The organism is Pseudomonas sp. R45(2017), from assembly GCF_002112305.1.
GTDB lineage: Bacteria > Pseudomonadota > Gammaproteobacteria > Pseudomonadales > Pseudomonadaceae > Aquipseudomonas > Aquipseudomonas paraglycinae.
Window position 1 is genome coordinate 254,578 of the sequence record NZ_NEHH01000007.1, and the last position, 15,729, is coordinate 270,306.

Consider the following 15,729-nt stretch of genomic DNA (forward strand, 5'->3'; position numbering starts at 1 on the left):
TAAAGCGTTCAATCGGGCTACAGCACTCAGGAGCAACAAGTGCAAAGGGAGGTTCGATGCGCGTAGAGCCTTGAAGGGGTTGCGCCAAGTCACTAGAACAATCGGCGATTATCTGGCGATTAACATATCAAGCGACCTGGGACAGTTTGGCGTTGGCCTGGTTGAGGCCTTTCTCCTGGAAGTCGCCGCCCAGGTTCATGCCTTCGGCGTGGATGAAGGTCACGTCGTGGATGCCGATGAAACCCATCACCTGACGCAGGTACGGTTCCTGATGATCCGCCGGGCCGCCGGCATAGATCCCGCCGCGAGCGGTCAGCACGTAGGCACGCTTGCCGCTCAGCAGACCTTGCGGGCCGGTTTCGGTGTACTTGAAGGTCACGCCGGCACGCAGTACGTGGTCGAGCCAGGCTTTCAGGGTGCTCGGGATGGCGAAGTTGTACATCGGCGCCGCCATCACCAGCACGTCGGCTGCCAGCAATTCATCGGTCAATTCGTTGGAACGGTCCAGCGAGGCCTGTTCGCTGTCGTTGCGCTGCTCGGCGGATTTCATCCAGCCGCCCAGCAGGTTGATGTCCAGGTGCGGCACCGGGTTCACGGCGAGGTCACGTACGGTGATCTGATCGGCCGGATGCGCCGCTTTCCACTGGCTGATGAAGGTCTGGGTCAGTTGACGGGAAACCGAGTCTTGCTGGCGGGCGCTGCTTTCGATGATCAGAACGCGGGACATGTTGTGTAGCCTCCATCCGAGAATGTTGTAAGTCGATGGAGTGAAGGTTAAACAGTGTCGTATCGATGAAAAAGCGCAAATAATTGCTGCAAAGCATCGAAAAATTCGTTTAGATGCAAGCCATACCCTGTGGGAGCCCGCCCCCCCACAGGGCCGTGACGCTATTTCGGGGTGCAGCTCAGTTTGATGCGCAGCTTGATGATGGTCCGGGTGAACTTGGCCGTGGCGTTTTTATGCTTGCCCGCGGCCACTTCGATGTTGCGGGTGCGCGGCGCTTCCGGGCCGTTGGTGAACACCACCTTGCAGGTTGCGTCGACGTCGCCGTAGTTGTTGACCTGGATGGAGCCGATGTCGTTATCGGTGTCGAACGCGTTGTAGTCGATCTTCAGGCCGTTGAGGTCCTTTTCCACATCGATCGGGTACGCAAACGCAGTCAGCGGAAGCAGCGCCAGCAACACACAACAGAATTTTTTCATTCGGCAGTCTCCATGAGGGACCGCCAGCTTAGGACAAGAGGAGCTATTGATGAAAGCGCCCCGCGTGACCCTTGATCAATGGCGAACGTTGCAGGCCGTGGTCGACCACGGCGGATTCGCCCAGGCCGCCGAGGCCCTGCATCGCTCGCAATCGTCGGTGAGTTACACCGTCGCCCGCATGCAGGATCAGCTCGGCGTGCCGCTGTTGCGCATCGATGGACGCAAGGCTGTGCTGACCGAAGCCGGCGGCGTGTTGCTGCGCCGCTCGCGCCAACTGGTGAAACAGGCCAGCCAGCTGGAAGACCTCGCCCATCACATGGAGCAGGGTTGGGAAGCCGAAGTGCGGCTGGTGGTCGACGCCGCCTACCCGAGCGCCCGTATCGTGCGCGCGTTGACCGCTTTCATGCCGCAGAGTCGCGGCTGCCGGGTGCGGCTGCGTGAGGAAGTGTTGTCGGGCGTCGAAGAAGTGCTGCTCGAAGGCGTGGCCGACCTGGCCATCACCGGGCTGAGCATTCCCGGTTACCTTGGCGCGGAATTGAGCGATGTCGAATTTGTCGCCGTCGCCCATCCTGATCATGCGCTGCACCGGCTCAACCGCGAACTGAGCTTTCAGGACCTGGAAACCCAGATGCAAGTGGTGATCCGCGACTCCGGCCGCCAGCAACCCCGGGACGTTGGCTGGCTCGGCGCCGAACAGCGCTGGACCGTCGGCAGTCTCGCCACGGCTGCGACGTTCGTCAGCAGTGGCCTGGGATTCGCCTGGCTGCCACGCCACATGATCGAGCGGGAACTGAAAGACGGCTCGCTCAAGCTGCTACCGTTGGACAGAGGCGGCAATCGCAACTCCAGTTTCTATCTGTATTCGAACAAGGACAAACCCTTGGGCCCAGCGACGCAAATCCTCATCGAACTGCTGCGCACCTTCGACACCCTGCCGCTGGACGCACCGTTCGCCGCCCCCGAACAAGCCTGACACGGAGTTCACCGATGGCGTATTTCGAGCATGAAGGTTGCAACCTGCACTACGAGGAATATGGCCACGGCGATCCGTTGCTGCTGGTTCACGGTCTGGGCTCCAGCACCCTGGACTGGGAAATGCAGATTCCCGCACTGGCCGCACATTACCGGGTGATCGTCCCGGACGTGCGCGGTCACGGCCGCTCCGACAAGCCCCACGAGCGCTACAGCATCGCCGGCTTCAGCGCCGACATCGTCGCCCTGATCGAGCACCTGAAGCTCGGCCCGGTGCACTACGCCGGGCTGTCCATGGGCGGCATGATCGGCTTTCAGTTTGCGGTCGATCAGCCGTGGATGCTCAAGAGCCTGACCATCGTCAACAGCGCGCCCGAGGTCAAGGTGCGTACCCGCGACGATTACTGGCAGTGGTTCAAGCGCTGGAGTCTGATGCGTGTGCTCAGCCTCGCCACCATCGGCAAAGCCCTTGGCGCCAAGCTGTTCCCCAAACCGGAGCAGGCCGGTTTGCGTCAGAAGATGGCAGAGCGCTGGGCAAAAAACGACAAACGTGCTTATCTCGCCAGCTTCGATGCGATTGTTGGCTGGGGGGTTCAGGAACGACTTTCCCGGGTCACCTGTCCAACCCTCGTCGTCAGCGCCGACCGGGACTACACCCCGGTTTCGCTGAAAGAAACCTATGTCAGACTGCTGCCCCATGCGCGGCTGGTGGTGATCGCCGATTCGCGCCACGCCACCCCGCTCGATCAGCCCGAACGCTTCAATCAAACGCTGCTGGAGTTCCTCGCCACAGCCGATAATCACCCTCAGGATCACTGACCCATGCTGAAAAAACTCGCCCTCGCCGCCGGCACCGTGCTGTTCGCTGCCAACCTGATGGCTGCCACACCGGCAAAAGCGCCGCACGTGCTGCTAGACACCACCAACGGCCAGATCGAAATCGAGCTGGACCCGGTCAAGGCGCCGATCAGTACCAAGAATTTCCTCGAGTATGTCGACAGCGGTTTCTACACCAACACCATTTTCCACCGCGTGATCCCGGGCTTCATGGCCCAGGGCGGCGGCTTCACCCAGCAGATGCAGCAAAAAGAAACCAAGGCGCCGATCAAGAACGAAGCCAGCAACGGTCTGCATAACGTTCGTGGCACCCTGTCGATGGCTCGTACTTCCAACCCGGATTCGGCCACCAGCCAGTTCTTCATCAACGTCGCCGACAATGCCTTCCTCGATCCGGGCCGTGACGCCGGTTACGCGGTGTTCGCCAAAGTGGTCAAGGGCATGGACGTGGTCGACATCATCGTCAACTCCCAGACCACCACCAAACAGGGCATGCAAAACGTGCCGGTCGACCCTGTGATCATCAAGTCGGCCAAGCGCATCGACTAAGCTTTACAGGGCATATCGAGCGGCGCTGACCTGACGTCACGCCGCTCACACTGATAAAAGGAGAGCCCGTGCTCCGGGCGGTTATCTGATGCTCTATCGCCGTTTCGAACAACTGATCGACATATTCCGCGATGCCCCGACGGCATCCCCGCCGGACCGCGTTCTGCCCTTCTATACCTATTACCTGAAGCAGGTCTGGCCGAGTTTCGCCGCCCTGCTGATCGTCGGCCTGTTCGGTGCCTTGATCGAAGTGGCGCTGTTCAGTTACCTGAGCCGCATCATCGACCTCGCCCAGGGCACGCCGAACGCAGACTTCTTCAAAGTGCACGGCGCCGAACTGGCGTGGATGGCCGTCGTGGCATTGCTGCTGCGCCCCCTCTTCCTGGCCCTGCACGACATGCTGGTGCACCAGACCCTGAGCCCGAGCATGACCAGCATGATTCGCTGGCAGAACCACAGTTACGTGCTCAAGCAGAGCCTGAATTTCTTCCAGAACGACTTCGCCGGGCGCATTGCCCAGCGCATCATGCAGACCGGCAACTCGCTGCGCGATTCCGCCGTGCAGGCGGTGGATGCGTTGTGGCATGTGCTGATCTACGCGATCAGTTCGCTGGTGCTGTTCGCCGAGGCTGACTGGCGCCTGATGATCCCGCTGCTGACATGGATCGCGGCCTACGTCGGCGCACTCTATTACTTCGTACCACGGGTCAAGGACCGCTCGGTGGAAGCCTCAGACGCGCGCTCGAAACTGATGGGCCGGATCGTCGACGGCTACACCAACATCGCCACCCTGAAGCTGTTCGCCCACACCAACTTCGAACAGCACTACGCCCGCGAGGCGATCCAGGAACAGACCGAAAAAGCCCAGCTGGCCGGTCGCGTGGTCACCAGCATGGACGTGGCCATCACCACCATGAACGGTCTGCTGATCGTCGGCACCACGGCGCTGGCCCTGTGGCTGTGGACGCAGTCGCTAATCAGCGTCGGCGCGATCGCCCTGGCCACCGGCCTGGTGATCCGCATCGTCAACATGTCCGGCTGGATCATGTGGGTGGTCACCGGCATTTTCGAAAACATCGGCATGGTCCAGGACGGTCTGCAGACCATCTCGCAACCGGTCAGCGTCACCGACCGGGAGCAGGCCAAACCGTTGGCCGTGGCCCGTGGCGAAGTGCGTTTCGAGCACGTGGATTTTCACTACGGCAAGAAGAAAGGCATCATCGGCGACCTCAACCTGACCATCAAACCGGGCGAAAAAATCGGTCTGATCGGGCCGTCCGGCGCCGGCAAGTCGACCCTGGTCAACCTGCTGCTGCGCCTCTACGATGTCGAGGGCGGGCGGATCCTGATCGACGGCCAGAACATCGCCGAAGTCGGCCAGGAAAGTCTGCGCGCGCGGATCGGCATGATCACTCAGGACACCTCGTTGCTGCACCGCTCGATCCGCGACAACTTGCTGTACGGCAAGCCCGACGCCACCGACGCCGAACTCTGGGAAGCGGTGCGCAAGGCCCGCGCCGATGAGTTCATCCCGTTGTTGTCGGACGCCGAAGGACGCACCGGATTCGACGCGCATGTCGGCGAACGCGGGGTGAAGCTGTCCGGTGGCCAGCGTCAGCGGATCGCGATTGCGCGGGTGCTGCTCAAGGACGCGCCGATCCTGATCATGGACGAAGCGACTTCGGCCCTGGACTCGGAAGTCGAAGCGGCGATTCAGGAAAGCCTGGAAACCCTGATGCAGGGCAAGACCGTGATCGCCATCGCTCACCGCCTCTCGACCATTGCCCGCATGGACCGGCTGGTGGTGCTGGAGAACGGCAAGGTCGCCGAAAGCGGCAACCATGCCGAACTGCTGGCCCACGGAGGATTGTATGCGCGGCTGTGGGCGCACCAGACGGGAGGGTTTGTCGGCATCGACTGAACCGCGCTTCTGATCGTTCCCACGCGGACGGTTCGACGCCTCGACGTGGGAACGATCAACGTGAGATAAAACCGCCAGAGCCCTTCAACCACGGGCTCTGGCGGTTTTTTATCGCCTGCTGGAAATCCGCACAAACCCTGCTGTACTGAGCCAAGGCTCCGGAACGGAACCTGTCGTAAGTCTGCAGGGACGCACCACTCGATGCAGTCTCGATAGCAAGCCTATCAAGGACTCTGTCATGTCTCTTTTCAAACGTTCAGTCACTGAGTTGTTGGGTACGTTCTGGTTGGTGTTGGGCGGTTGCGGCAGTGCGGTCATCGCCGCGTCTTCGCCTTTGGGAATCGGCGTGCTGGGGGTGGCCCTGGCGTTTGGTCTGACGGTGCTGACCATGGCATTTGCCATCGGCCACATCAGCGGCTGTCACCTCAACCCGGCCGTGTCGGTCGGTCTGGTCGTCGGCGGTCGGTTCCCGGTCAAGGAACTGCCCGCCTACGTCATCGCCCAGGTGATCGGCGGGATTCTGGCAGCGGCCCTGCTCTACCACATCGCCAGTGGCAAGGAAGGATTCGACATCGCTGCCGGCCTGGCCTCAAACGGTTACGGCGAGCACTCGCCGGGCAAATACTCGATGGCATCCGGCTTCGTCACCGAGTTGGTGATGACCGCCATGTTCGTGGTGATCATCCTCGGCGCTACCGACAAACGCGCCCCGGGAGGACTGGCACCGATCGCCATCGGCCTGGCCCTGACGCTGATCCATCTGATCTCCATCCCGGTCACCAACACCTCGGTCAACCCGGCCCGCAGCACCGGCCCGGCGCTGATGGTTGGCGGCTGGGCCATCGCCCAGTTGTGGATGTTCTGGGTCGCGCCACTACTCGGTGCGGTGGTTGGCGGCGTGCTCTATCGCTGGCTGGGCAAGGAAGACAGCTGAAGGTGTCGGCGAGGATCAGGCTTGCCGATACGGCAAGGCGCTCCTCGCCTCTTCGGCATAGGCCAGTACACCGGCGCGCTCCTGGTGCAGGAAGTCTTTGACCGCGGCTTTTAGACCGGGATGGCGCAGGTAATGCCAGGAATGGGTGATCACCGGTTCGAAGCCGCGAATCAGTTTGTGCTCGCCTTGGGCACCGGCATCGAAACGTTGAAATCCATTGGCAATCGCATAGTCCATGCCCTGATAGAAACAGGTCTCGAAGTGCAGCCGGTCGAACTCGGCCAGGCATCCCCAGTAGCGCCCGTAAAAACTGTCGCCGCCCACCAGACTGAACGCCATCGCCACCGGCCGTGAGCCCTGCCGGGCCAGCACCACGCGGATCGATTCCGGCATGCGCTCGGCCAGCAGGCTGAAGAATTCGCGGGTCAGATATGGTGCCTGCCGACGCACCGCGTAGGTGTTGGCATAACAGGCATAGACGAAATCCCACTGCGCCTCGTCCAGCTCGCGGCCTTCCAGCCATTCGAACTCGAAGCCCTGCCCCGCCACTTGCTCGCGCTCTTTACGCATCTGCTTGCGCTTGCGCGAGGCAAGCACGTCGAGGAAATCCTGAAAGTCGCGGTAGCCGCGATTCTGCCAGTGGTACTGACAGCCGATGCGTTGCAGCCAGCCCGGCTGCTCGGCCATGGCGGCATCGGTGAACGCGTCGGTGAAGTTGATGTGGGCGCTGGAGAGCTCTTCGATTTCCAGATACCCCGGCAGGCTCTTGAGCAGTTCGAATCCGTCTTCGACATTCGCTGCCAGCAACCGTGGGCCGCTGACCGGGCTGAACGGCACCGCGCTCAGAAACTTGGGGTAGTAATCGATGCCGGCCCGGGCGCAGGCATCGGCCCAGCCGTGATCGAACACGTATTCGCCGTAGGAATGCCACTTGCGATAACCGGGCAATGCGGCAATTACACGCCCCGCTTCGACGTGCAGCAAATGCTCCGCTTGCCATCCCGTATGCGGGCCGACGCTGCCGCTGTCCTCCAGCGAAGCCAGAAAGGCATGGCGCAGAAACGGCTGGTTTTGCGGGACCAGAACATCCCAGTCGGACGCTGGAATTTCCGACAGTTTGTGCAGACGTTGCAGCGGCATTTTCCTCTCCACTTTCGGGCGTGAACGCCCGGCGAGTATCGCTGATTGGCCGGGCGTTGCCCACGTTCGATTGCACGACAGCGCTCTAGATCAATAGTTCACGGCAGTTTTGTACCGTCATCAACCTGCCATCATCGTGCCACTGCTCTGTCATAAACCATCGCGATACTGGCGCCTGTTTTTAGAGCGCCGGGTTCTACCCCGGACACTGTTTTCCGACCGTCAAACCGTCGGTTGTGCCCAGGATGGTTCAGCCATCCCCTTCATCTTCGGAGATTGCTATGCGTCTTGCTTCCACGAAAACTGCGGCGGCCCTGTGCGGTGGCCTGTTGCTGGCCATGAGTGTACCGGCCAGTGCCGCAGTCGACGCCAAACTGCTCGACATGCTCAAGGCTAACGGTTCGATTTCCCAGGCGCAGTACGTTGAACTGCAAACTGAACTGGCCAAGGATCAGAAGGCCCAGCAAATCGCGCAGCAGGCGCAGCAAGAGACCAACGAGCAAATCGCGGCGACCGCGAAGAAAACCAACGAGCTCAGCAGTTTCGACCAGAAACTGGCCTGGGCCGCCAAGACCCAGTTCAAGGGCGATGTGCGTATCCGTCAGGAAACCATCAAGATCGATGGCGAGCCGAACAACGGCGGCCGCGACAAGGATCGTCAGCGCATCCGTGCCCGTCTGGGTGCCTACACCGAGATCAACCCGCAAGTCGACACCGGCATTCGTATCGCCACCGGCGGCGGCGACGACGCCCGTTCGACCAACCAGGACCAGGACAACTACTTCGACAAGAAGCAGATCTGGCTCGACCTGGGCTACATCGACTACCACCCGGACCAGATCAAGAACCTGCACATCATCGGCGGCAAAATGCTGCAACCGTGGGTGAGCATGGGCGACGTGATCTGGGACAGCGACATCAACCCGGAAGGTCTGGCCGTTACCTACAAGTATCCATTGGGCAGCAGCGTCGAACTGTTCGGCAGCCTGGGTAACTACAACCTCAAGGACAACGTCGACGGCGACGGCGTTCAGTTCCGTCACGACCTGCGCCTGACCGCCGGCCAGCTGGGCAGCCGCTTCGCGATCACTGACAACCTGAAACTGACCCTGGGCGGCAGCGTCTACGCCTACCAGAACGATGAAGACAGCCGTTGCACCGGCACCTCCACGCCGTGCGCCCTGGCCGTCAACGGCAACTCGGCGAACAACGAATTCCGTCTGTACGAAGGCTTCAGCCAGGTCGACATCGGCGGCCTGCCAATGCCGCTGTCGTTCTACGGGCAGTACGTGAAGAACAACGATGCCGTGACCGATCAGGACACCGCGTGGCTGGTAGGTGCCAAGTCGAAAGTCTTCGGCCTGAACCTCGACTACAACTATCGTGACGTGCAGCGCAACGCTGTGGTCGGCGCCTTCACCGATTCGGACTTCGCCAACGGCACCACCGGTTCCCGTGGCCACAAGTTCAAGGTCGGTTACGACATCGACAAGAACTTCGCCATCGGTGCGACTTACTTCCTGACCAAGGCCGACTTCTCCAGCCGTACCCAGCGCGATGCAGACACCAACACCCTGCAGCTGGATGCGGAAGCGAAGTTCTAAGCAACCCGGCAACAGACTTCAAACGATGGGTTGGACATCCGGTTCCATCGTTTGAAGAGGCTTCAACAGACTGGCGCGACCTCAGCGATCCCCATCATCCGTTCGCTGCGGCCGCGCCAGTCTGTGTTTCAGGGACTATCCTCGCGCCGCAGTTGTGCCAACTGTTCGGCCAACGCGTCCACGCCCTCTTCAGGCTTTTGCGGCATTGCCCGCAACGTGGCCTGCATCAAACGCATCTGGCGAATGAAACGCCGGCAATTGCGGCAGAACATCAGGTGATGACGCACCATCAGTTTCTCGCGAAAGCTCAACTGGCCATCGAGATAATCGCTGGATCGCGCCACTTGCTCCTTGCAGGTCAACATTCTCCCGTCTCCTCAAAATGCTCCACGGTCGCAAAGACCTTCAAACGTGCCCGATGCAGCAGCACGCGGACATTGGAGAGCGAGATCTCCAGAAGATTACAGATCTCCTCCAGCTCCAGGCCCTGGCGTTCGCGCAGCAACAGCACGCTGCTTTGCAGTTCCGACAGGCTCAACAACGTGTGCTCGAGGCATTCACGCAGCTCGCCTTCTGTCAGCAACGCTTCAGGCGTGTCCTGGTGCCAGGCAAACGGTGCAACCAGCCAGTGGCCGTCGCCGGGAGAAAAACGATCATCGTCGATGGTGCCGTGGGGTGACGGCAGATCATCCAGCAACACTTCGCGACGATTGAGTTTGTAGCGGCTCTTGGCCGAGTTGGCGGTGATGGTCAGCAGCCAGGTCTTGAGACTGGAGCGCCCCTCGAAACGGCCGATATTACGCACCACCGACAGCCAGGCGTCCTGTACCACTTCTTCGACATGGCGCTGGCCGACAATCGCGTAGGCCACCGCGCGCATGGGGCTTTGATAGGTGCTGACCAGCTCCTTGAAAGCCTTCTGCTCACCGGCGAGCAGCCGCTCAAGCAATCGGGTGTCGTCAACTGCCATCCATCAATCCCCTGTTCCTGACTTCGAAAATGATAGCGGCAGGACTTCGCCTGCCGCCACTTTCGAAAATTACAGCGTTCGCGCCGATTCGGATGTAGGAAACGTCAGCGCGATTAAGAGGAAATGAACCCGATTTTAGCGTTTACGCAGAATCACACTACCAATCGAGTAACCGGCACCGAACGAACTCAGCACCGCCAGCGAGCCGGCCGCCAGATCGTCCTGATATTTGTGGAACGCAATCACGGAACCGGCGGAGCTGGTGTTGGCGTAGGTGTCGAGAATCACCGGGGCTTCTTCTTCGGTGGCTTCGCGACCCAGCAACTTGCGCACGATCAGGTGGTTCATGCTCAGGTTGGCCTGGTGCAGCCAGAAGCGCTTCACGTCACCGACGTTGAGCTTGTTCTCTTCCAGATGTTCGCCGATCAGCTCGGCGACCATCGGGCATACGTCCTTGAACACCTTGCGGCCTTCCTGCACGAACAGTTTGTCGCGGGCGCCGATGCCCTCTTCCGCTGCGCGGTTGAGGAAGCCGAAGTTGTTGCGGATGTTGTTGGAGAACTTGGTCAGCAGTTTGGTGCTGACCACGTCGAACTGGTGTTTCGACGTTGCCAGATCGGCGCGCTCGATGATCACGGCAGTGGCGGCGTCACCGAAGATGAAATGGCTGTCGCGGTCACGGAAGTTCAGGTGACCGGTGCAGACTTCCGGGTTGACCATCAGGATCGCCCGAGCCTGGCCAAGTTGCACGGTATTGGCGGCTTGCTGGATGCCGAAAGTCGCCGACGAGCAGGCAACGTTCATGTCGAAACCGAAACCCTGGATGCCCAGCGCTTCCTGGACTTCGATGGCGATGGCCGGGTAGGCGCGCTGCAGGTTGGAGCAGGCGACGATTACGCCGTCGATGTCAGCGGCGGTCTTGCCGGCACGCTGCAGGGCTTGCTCGGCAGCGCCGATGGCCATCTGGCAAAGCACCGACCATTCGTCGTTGGAACGTTCCGGCAGACGTGGCGCCATGCGCGCAGGGTCGAGGATGCCATCCTTGTCCATGACAAAGCGGCTCTTGATGCCGGAAGCTTTTTCGATGAACGCGGCGCTGGACTCGGTCAGGGCCTGGACTTCGCCGCTGGCGATGGCGTCGGCGTTGTCCGCGTTGAACTGGGCGACGTAGGTATTGAAAGACTGCACCAGCTCTTCGTTGGAGATGCTGTTGGCCGGGGTGTACAGGCCGGTGCCGCTGATGACGACGTTATGCATGGTCGTTTCTCTAATCTGTTCAGGCAGAAAGTGCTGGCACCGACGTGCCAACACGCAAAGGGTCCATTCCCGTATAAGGGACGCAAAAACCTGGCATCGCTTTATTCCGTTGCGCGGCCCGGCGAAGGCTCTGGGACGCGAAAACGGCATTTATGGTGGCGAAGTTTGCCATAACCGTGGCCATTTGGCGTCTTTCTCAAGATCGACGCGCAATGATCGTTCCCACGCTCCTGCGTGGGAATGCAGCCCGTGACGCTCCGCGTCACTGGACGCGGAGCGTCCCCGAAGGCATTCCCACGCAGACGGTTCGACGCCTCGACGTGGGAACGATCAGTGTCACTGTTCGACCTGGCTCCACTGCTTGTTCAGCCGTTTGTCGGAGATCGGCACTTTCGTCCCCAACTGTTGGGCGAACAGCGAAACCCGATACTCCTCCAGCCACCAGCGATACAGCTCGAGTTGCGGATCGCGTTTGCCTTCCTGCGCATGCTTGGCGGCGCGGGTCTGGTATTGCGTCCAGAGCCCGGCGAGCTCGCCGCTCCACACCCGATCCTTCTGCACCTGCGCGCCCAGTTTCTCGAAACGCTGCTCGACCGCTTTCAGGTAGCGCGGCAACTCCTTGAGCCAGAGCATCGGCGTTTCCCGCACGAACCCCGGATACACCAGATGACTGAGCTGCTGTTTGATGTCGTTGAGCGCCACCGCCTGAGCCAGGTCGATCTTGCCCTTGAAGCGTTTTTGCAGGCCGTGCCAAAGCTTGAGGATTTCCAGGGTCAGACGTGCCACGCGCTCGGCGTGCTCGGTCCAGCTGCCACGCTTGCGCTCGGCCAGTGCCGCCAGTCCTGCGCCGTCACGCGGCAACGGGTCTTCGCCGTCGAGAATGCAGCTGTCGAGGCTGGCCAGCAGAATGTCTTCGACCAGTGCATCGACCCGACCCAGTTCGCGGTAGAGCAGGCCCAGTTCGGTCAGGCCCGGCAACTTGCCGCGCAGGAACTTGGCCGGTTCCGCCAGCTGCTGCATCAACAGACGTTGCAAGGCGCGGCGGTGCTGGAACTCGGCTTCGGCCGGGGTCGAGAAGCGCCCTTCCTTGACCGTGCCGCTCTCTTCCACCAGCGCCGGATACACCGTCATCGACAGTCCGGCGATCTTCTGTTGGGTCTTTTCCGCCACCGGCGCAAAGACCTTGGCCTCCACCGGTTGCTGGCTTTTCGCACTTTGCGGCACCGCCAGTGCGGCCTGGCTGGCTTCGGCGAAACGTGCGGTCAGTTCGGCCAGATCCCGGCCTTCGCCAAGGAACTTGCCTTGCCCGTCGACGATTTCCAGGTTCATCCGCAGGTGGCTTTCGACCTGCTGCGCCGCTTCCGCCCAGGCCTCATCGCTGACCCGCGCGCCGGTCATGCGCAGCAGTTCGCGACCCAGCGCTTGCGGCAACGAACCTTCGGCAAACGTCATGCGTTGCAGCGCGGCCTTGATGAAGTCCGGCACCGGCACGAAATTCTTGCGCAACGCCTTGGGCAGGTTGCGCACCAGCGCGATGCACTTGGCCTCGATCAAACCCGGCACCAGCCACTCCAGACGTTCCGGCGGCAGCATCGGCAACAGCGGCGCCGGCACACGCAGGGTCACGCCGTCACGCGGGTGATTGGGTTCGAAGTGGTAACTCAGGGCCAGTTCCAGATCGCCGATGTGCAGCGTGTCCGGGTAATGCTGGGCGGTGACTTCACTGGCTTCGCGAGCCAGCACGTCTTCCTCGCGCATGATCAGCAGTTGCGGATCTTTTTGGCTGTTGACGCGATACCAGCTGTCGAACGTCGCGGTCTGGTGAATTTCCGCCGGCAGCCGCGCGTCATAGAACGCGTAAAGGGTTTCCTCGTCGGCGAGAATGTCCCGGCGACGGGCCTTGGCCTCCAGTTCGTCGAGCTGTTCGAGCAATTGCTTGTTGGCGGTCAGGCACTTGGCCCGGGACTGAATCTCGCCCCGCACCAGGCCTTCACGAATAAACAGCTCGCGCGAAACGACCGGATCCACCGGGCCGTAATGCACCGGTCGACGACCGACCACGATCAGGCCGAACAGGGTGATCTGTTCGAACGCGACGACCTGGCCGCGCTTCTTCTCCCAGTGCGGTTCGAAGTGGTTCTTCTTGATCAGGTGCCCGGCCAGCGGCTCGATCCAGTCGGCGTCGATCTTCGCCACCATCCGCGCGTAGAGCTTGGTGGTTTCCACCAGTTCGGCAGTCATCACCCACTGCGGGCGCTTCTTGCCGATGCCCGACGACGGGTGAATCCAGAACCGCCGTTGACGGGCGCCAAGATAGTCGCCGTCCTCGGTTTTCTGGCCGATCTGGCTGAGCAGGCCGACCAGCACCGCTTTGTGCAGCTTCGGATAATCCGCCGGCTCTTTATTGAGGCTCAGCTGCAAATCGCGGCAGATCAGGCTCAACTGCCGATGGGAATCACGCCACTCGCGCAGACGCAGGTAGTTGAGGAAATTCTTGCGGCACCAGTTGCGCAGCGGGCTCGCCGTCAGCGCCTGGCGCTGCTCTTCAAAACCGCGCCACAGATTGACCAGCCCGGCGAAGTCGGAGTCGGCGTCTTTCCACTGGGCGTGAGCCTGGTCGGCAGCTTGCTGACGCTCCGGCGGACGCTCGCGCGGGTCCTGAATCGACATGGCGCTGGCGACGATCAGCACTTCCTGCAGGCTGCCGAGCTTTGCCGCTTCCAGCAGCATGCGGCCCATGCGCGGGTCCACCGGCAGGCGCGCCAATTGGCGGCCGAGCGGGGTCAGTTGACTGTTGCGATCTACCGCCGAGAGTTCTTGCAGCAGGTTGAAACCGTCGCTGATCGCCTTGCCGTCTGGCGGCTCGATAAACGGGAAATCGGTGATCTCGCCAAGGCGCAGATGGAGCATCTGCAGAATCACCGCCGCGAGGTTGGTGCGCAGGATTTCCGGATCGGTGAATTCCGGGCGACCGAGGAAATCCTCTTCGCTGTACAAGCGCACACAAATGCCCGGCTCGACCCGGCCGCAGCGACCTTTACGCTGGTTGGCGCTGGCCTGGGAAATCGCTTCGATCGGCAGCCGCTGAACCTTGGCGCGGTAGCTGTAGCGGCTGATGCGCGCGGTGCCGCTGTCGATCACATAACGGATGCCCGGCACGGTCAGCGAAGTTTCGGCGACGTTGGTCGCCAGCACCACGCGACGACCCGGGTGCGACTGGAAAATCCGCTGCTGCTCGGCCGGCGACAGGCGCGCGTACAACGGCAGGATTTCCGTGTGTTTGAGCTGGGCCTTGCGCAGCATGTCGGCGGCGTCGCGGATCTCGCGCTCGCCGGGCAGGAACACCAGCACGTCACCGGGACTGCGGCGCTCGCTACGCTCGTAAGCGGCGATTTCGTCGAGGGTGGCGAGGATCGCCTGATCGACGGTCAGGTCGTCCTCGACACGGTTGCCCTCTTCGTCCTGCTCAAGCGTCAGCGGGCGATACCAGGTTTCAACCGGGAAGGTGCGGCCGGACACTTCGACAATCGGCGCATCGTCGAAATGCCTGGAGAAACGCTCCAGATCGATGGTCGCCGAGGTGATGATGATTTTCAGATCCGGACGACGCGGCAGCAGGGTTTTCAGGTAACCAAGCAGGAAGTCGATGTTGAGGCTGCGTTCGTGGGCTTCGTCGACGATGATCGTGTCGTAGCGTTCGAGGTAGCGATCGTTCTGGGTTTCGGCCAGCAGGATGCCGTCGGTCATCAGTTTGATCAGGGTGTTCGAATCGCTTTGGTCTTCGAACCGTACCTGATAACCGACCAGTGCGCCCAGCGGCGTGCCGAGTTCTTCGGCGACCCGACTGGCCACACTGCGTGCCGCAATTCGCCGAGGCTGGGTGTGGCCAATCAGACCATGCTGGCCGCGACCGATTTCCAGACAGATTTTCGGCAACTGGGTGGTTTTACCCGAGCCGGTTTCGCCGGCGATGATCAGCACCTGGTGCTTTTCCAGGGCCTTCTTGATTTCGTCACGCTTGGCCGCGATCGGCAGGCTGTCGTCGTAACGGATCACCGGCAGGCTGGCCTTGCGCGCCAGCACCTGATCGCAGGACGCCTGCATGCGCGCCACCCACTGGGCCAGCTTGGCCTCGTCGGGTTTCTTGCGCAGCTCAAGCAACTGCCGCCGCAGCCGGTGGCGGTCGGCGAGCATGGCGTGATCAAGGTTTTTCAGCAGTTTGTCGATGGAGGGCGATTCGTCGGTCATCGGGTACGCAATTCGGTCGTCTAGTGGCGCAAGGACGCGATTGTCGCAGAAAAGCAGCTACAAGCGGCAAGCTACAAGCCGCAAGTTGAAAGCG

General features: G+C 61.4%; 13 protein-coding genes. 6 read left to right on the plus strand and 7 right to left on the minus strand.

The features are described 5' to 3' along the window. Nucleotides 1–127: 127 nt before the first annotated feature. A complete protein-coding gene (locus CAF74_RS17975; protein ID WP_085747183.1) occupies nucleotides 128–727 on the minus strand; it encodes an FMN-dependent NADH-azoreductase in 600 nt (199 codons plus the stop codon). A 161-nt stretch (nucleotides 728–888) separates the two neighbouring features. Further along, nucleotides 889–1,203 carry a hypothetical protein gene (locus tag CAF74_RS17980; protein WP_011332961.1) on the minus strand — a complete coding sequence of 105 codons (315 nt, stop codon included), beginning with the start codon at nucleotides 1,201–1,203 and terminating at the stop codon, nucleotides 889–891. Between the two features lie 49 nt (nucleotides 1,204–1,252). On the opposite strand from CAF74_RS17980, the gene CAF74_RS17985 reads away from it, so the two are divergent. The 5 genes from CAF74_RS17985 (at nucleotide 1,253) to aqpZ (ending at nucleotide 6,416) form a co-directional block, all read left to right on the plus strand. Next, nucleotides 1,253–2,176 carry a LysR family transcriptional regulator gene (locus CAF74_RS17985; protein WP_011332960.1) on the plus strand — a complete coding sequence of 308 codons (924 nt, stop codon included), beginning with the start codon at nucleotides 1,253–1,255 and terminating at the stop codon, nucleotides 2,174–2,176. A gap of 14 nt (nucleotides 2,177–2,190) precedes the next feature. Beyond that, the gene (locus tag CAF74_RS17990) at nucleotides 2,191–2,994 is read left to right on the plus strand and encodes an alpha/beta fold hydrolase (RefSeq protein ID WP_085747184.1); all 804 of its coding nucleotides are present in this window, start codon (nucleotides 2,191–2,193) and stop codon (nucleotides 2,992–2,994) included. A 3-nt stretch (nucleotides 2,995–2,997) separates the two neighbouring features. Further along, nucleotides 2,998–3,561: a peptidylprolyl isomerase A gene (locus CAF74_RS17995; RefSeq protein WP_007956541.1), complete on the plus strand. Its 564-nt coding sequence runs from the start codon at nucleotides 2,998–3,000 to the stop codon at nucleotides 3,559–3,561. A gap of 88 nt (nucleotides 3,562–3,649) precedes the next feature. Then, nucleotides 3,650–5,482 carry an ABC transporter ATP-binding protein gene (locus tag CAF74_RS18000; RefSeq protein WP_085747185.1) on the plus strand — a complete coding sequence of 611 codons (1,833 nt, stop codon included), beginning with the start codon at nucleotides 3,650–3,652 and terminating at the stop codon, nucleotides 5,480–5,482. Between the two features lie 238 nt (nucleotides 5,483–5,720). Beyond that, the gene (gene aqpZ / locus CAF74_RS18005) at nucleotides 5,721–6,416 is read left to right on the plus strand and encodes an aquaporin Z (protein ID WP_085747186.1); all 696 of its coding nucleotides are present in this window, start codon (nucleotides 5,721–5,723) and stop codon (nucleotides 6,414–6,416) included. A 15-nt stretch (nucleotides 6,417–6,431) separates the two neighbouring features. On the opposite strand, the gene CAF74_RS18010 is transcribed toward aqpZ, so the two are convergent. Continuing rightward, the gene (locus CAF74_RS18010) at nucleotides 6,432–7,556 is read right to left on the minus strand and encodes a GNAT family N-acetyltransferase (RefSeq protein WP_085747187.1); all 1,125 of its coding nucleotides are present in this window, start codon (nucleotides 7,554–7,556) and stop codon (nucleotides 6,432–6,434) included. Nucleotides 7,557–7,837: 281 nt separating this feature from the next. On the opposite strand from CAF74_RS18010, the gene CAF74_RS18015 reads away from it, so the two are divergent. Then, nucleotides 7,838–9,160, plus strand: a complete 1,323-nt coding sequence (locus tag CAF74_RS18015; protein ID WP_011332954.1) for a putative porin — start codon at nucleotides 7,838–7,840, stop codon at nucleotides 9,158–9,160. A gap of 128 nt (nucleotides 9,161–9,288) precedes the next feature. On the opposite strand, the gene CAF74_RS18020 is transcribed toward CAF74_RS18015, so the two are convergent. The 4 genes from CAF74_RS18020 to hrpA all read right to left on the minus strand — a co-directional run bounded on the left by CAF74_RS18020 (nucleotide 9,289) and on the right by hrpA (nucleotide 15,635). Then, on the minus strand, nucleotides 9,289–9,525 hold the full coding sequence (locus tag CAF74_RS18020) for an anti-sigma factor (RefSeq protein ID WP_085747188.1): 237 nt from the start codon (nucleotides 9,523–9,525) through the stop codon (nucleotides 9,289–9,291). Then, nucleotides 9,519–10,130, minus strand: coding sequence for an RNA polymerase sigma factor (locus CAF74_RS18025; RefSeq protein ID WP_085747189.1), 612 nt, complete (start codon nucleotides 10,128–10,130; stop codon nucleotides 9,519–9,521). Before CAF74_RS18025 ends, CAF74_RS18020 begins: the two co-directional genes overlap by 7 nt. Nucleotides 10,131–10,265: 135 nt before the next feature. Continuing rightward, nucleotides 10,266–11,387 carry a beta-ketoacyl-ACP synthase III gene (locus tag CAF74_RS18030; protein ID WP_064594196.1) on the minus strand — a complete coding sequence of 374 codons (1,122 nt, stop codon included), beginning with the start codon at nucleotides 11,385–11,387 and terminating at the stop codon, nucleotides 10,266–10,268. A 336-nt stretch (nucleotides 11,388–11,723) separates the two neighbouring features. Next, complete coding sequence (gene hrpA, locus CAF74_RS18035) at nucleotides 11,724–15,635, minus strand: ATP-dependent RNA helicase HrpA (protein WP_085747190.1); 3,912 nt, start codon at nucleotides 15,633–15,635, stop codon at nucleotides 11,724–11,726. Between the last annotated feature and the right edge of the window lie 94 nt (nucleotides 15,636–15,729).

What these genes read in the sequence shown, in the direction of transcription:
- CAF74_RS17975 (WP_085747183.1), bottom strand. Translation starts at nt 727, where the DNA reads ATGTCCCGCGTTCTGATCATCGAAAGCAGCGCCCGCCAGCAAGACTCG.
- CAF74_RS18010 (WP_085747187.1), bottom strand. Translation starts at nt 7,556, where the DNA reads ATGCCGCTGCAACGTCTGCACAAACTGTCGGAAATTCCAGCGTCCGAC.
- CAF74_RS18030 (WP_064594196.1), bottom strand. Translation starts at nt 11,387, where the DNA reads ATGCATAACGTCGTCATCAGCGGCACCGGCCTGTACACCCCGGCCAAC.
- CAF74_RS17985 (WP_011332960.1), top strand. Translation starts at nt 1,253, where the DNA reads ATGAAAGCGCCCCGCGTGACCCTTGATCAATGGCGAACGTTGCAGGCC.
- CAF74_RS17990 (WP_085747184.1), top strand. Translation starts at nt 2,191, where the DNA reads ATGGCGTATTTCGAGCATGAAGGTTGCAACCTGCACTACGAGGAATAT.
- CAF74_RS18015 (WP_011332954.1), top strand. Translation starts at nt 7,838, where the DNA reads ATGCGTCTTGCTTCCACGAAAACTGCGGCGGCCCTGTGCGGTGGCCTG.
- hrpA (WP_085747190.1), bottom strand. Translation starts at nt 15,635, where the DNA reads ATGACCGACGAATCGCCCTCCATCGACAAACTGCTGAAAAACCTTGAT.
- CAF74_RS18000 (WP_085747185.1), top strand. Translation starts at nt 3,650, where the DNA reads ATGCTCTATCGCCGTTTCGAACAACTGATCGACATATTCCGCGATGCC.
- CAF74_RS17995 (WP_007956541.1), top strand. Translation starts at nt 2,998, where the DNA reads ATGCTGAAAAAACTCGCCCTCGCCGCCGGCACCGTGCTGTTCGCTGCC.
- aqpZ (WP_085747186.1), top strand. Translation starts at nt 5,721, where the DNA reads ATGTCTCTTTTCAAACGTTCAGTCACTGAGTTGTTGGGTACGTTCTGG.
- CAF74_RS18020 (WP_085747188.1), bottom strand. Translation starts at nt 9,525, where the DNA reads ATGTTGACCTGCAAGGAGCAAGTGGCGCGATCCAGCGATTATCTCGAT.
- CAF74_RS18025 (WP_085747189.1), bottom strand. Translation starts at nt 10,130, where the DNA reads ATGGCAGTTGACGACACCCGATTGCTTGAGCGGCTGCTCGCCGGTGAG.
- CAF74_RS17980 (WP_011332961.1), bottom strand. Translation starts at nt 1,203, where the DNA reads ATGAAAAAATTCTGTTGTGTGTTGCTGGCGCTGCTTCCGCTGACTGCG.